The 1,783-nt window shown below is 65.1% G+C and carries 2 protein-coding genes; both read right to left on the bottom strand.

Annotated elements, in window-relative coordinates:
• A partial coding sequence (gene ribH / locus Q319_RS0123410) for a 6,7-dimethyl-8-ribityllumazine synthase (protein WP_029484780.1) occupies positions 1-281 on the bottom strand: 281 nt, incomplete at its 3' end.
• A 65-nt stretch (positions 282-346) separates the two neighbouring features.
• A complete protein-coding gene (locus Q319_RS0123405; protein ID WP_281173859.1) occupies positions 347-1,576 on the bottom strand; it encodes a bifunctional 3,4-dihydroxy-2-butanone-4-phosphate synthase/GTP cyclohydrolase II in 1,230 nt (409 codons plus the stop codon).
• Positions 1,577-1,783: the final 207 nt, after the last annotated feature.

The following is a 1,783-nucleotide window of genomic DNA, read 5'->3' as shown; positions in this document are numbered from 1 at the left end:
CCCGCCACAAAATCGTAATGATCGGTATCGCCCTTGATGACGGCCCCCAGGCACACCACCGCGTCGTACTGGCCAGACTCGGCCAGTTTGCGGGCGATCAGCGGCACCTCGTAAGCGCCGGGGACGAGATAGTGGTCCAGATGCTCTGTTTTGCCGCCGTGCTGGACGAACGCGAGTTCCGCGCCCTCCACCAAACGGTCCACGATCAGGTGATTCCAGCGGGTGCTGATCACAGCGAACTTCAAGTCGGTGGCGAGCAGATGGGCTTCAATTCGGTTCATGGATTCTCCTTGAGCAAGGGATGGGGGTGGTCCGGGAAGGGCCATTCAAAACGCCTCCCGGACTTTTAGAGCAATGATGCGTGGTTGCCGTCTGTGCCGATGTGGCCGAGTTTGTCCGCCTTGGTCTTCAGGTAATCGGCGTTGTGTTCGTTGTGGCCCGCGTGCAGCGCCACGCGCTCCACCACCTCCAAGCCAAAGCCGCCCAGGGCGCTCAACTTGCGGGGATTATTGGTCAACACGCGCAGTTGCCGCGCGCCGAGCAGGTGCAACATCTGCGCGCCGATGCCGAAGTCGCGGGCGTCGGCGGGGAAACCGAGCCGCTCGTTGGCCTCGACGGTGTCCGCGCCGCCGTCTTGCAGGTGGTAAGCACGGATCTTGTTCAGCAGGCCGATGCCGCGTCCCTCCTGCCGCAGGTACACCAGGACGCCCCGGCCCTCGGCCGCGATGGCCTGCATGGCCGCGTCGCGTTGCGCGCCGCAGTCGCAACGCAGCGAGTGGAAACCGTCTCCAGTCAGGCACTCGCTGTGGACGCGCACCAACAACGGCTCCGGCGTGACCTCGCCCATCACCAGCGCCACATGTTCCGCGCCGCTGATGGCGTCCTCGAAGCCCACGATGCGGAAGGGGCCGTACCCGGTGGGCAGCTCTGCTTCAGCCACCCGCACCATGAATGGGTCATGCTCCATGCGGTAGGTGATCAGCGCCTCGATGCTGCCTACCTTCAGGCCGTGCTTCTCGCCGAAGGTCAGCAGGTCCGGCAGGCGGCTCATCTCGCCGTCGTCGCCCATGATCTCGCAGATCACGCCCACCGGCGCAAAGCCCGCCAGCCGCGCCAGATCACACGCGGCCTCCGTATGTCCCGCGCGGCGCAGCACCCCACCGGGCCGAGCAACCAGTGGAAAGATGTGTCCTGGACGCCGGAAGTCGGTGGATTGGGCCGTGTCGTCCATCAAGGCCGCAATGGTGGCGGCGCGGTCAAAGGCGCTGATGCCGGTGGTGTTGCCGCTGTGGTCTACGCTGACCGTGAAAGCCGTGCCGTTCGGGTCCGTGCTGTGGCCCACCATGGGGGTCAGGTCCAGGCGCTGCGCCCGCTCAGGGGTCAGGGTCACGCAGATCAGGCCCCGGCCCTCGCGCGCCATGAAATTGATCCACTCCGGCGTCGCCGTGGCCGCGGGCATCAGCAGGTCCCCTTCGTTTTCGCGGTTCTCGTCGTCCACCAGGATCACGGGCCGCCCTGCCCGCAGGTCCGACAGGAGTTCAGTGATTGGTGACAGCGCGGTGGGGGCCACGGTCACGCGCCCATCTCCTGACCGTCACGGCCTGCCTCATCTGAAGTTGGGGGCGTCCAATCGCGCATCAACAGCAGGCGTTCGGCGTACTTGGCCATCTGATCGGCTTCCAGATTCACCAATGGTTCGGACAGTTTTGACCACCCTCAAGCCGCTTTGACCCCCAAATCCAGCGGCCTGGACGGATGTTTTCCTAATTCGGCAAATCGTGCC

The sequence above is a fragment of the Deinococcus marmoris DSM 12784 genome, assembly GCF_000701405.1.
In the GTDB taxonomy this organism is placed as follows: Bacteria; Deinococcota; Deinococci; order Deinococcales; family Deinococcaceae; genus Deinococcus; species Deinococcus marmoris.
The sequence above is the reverse complement of the archived record's forward strand: the minus strand, read 5'-3'. Positions and strand labels throughout refer to the sequence as shown.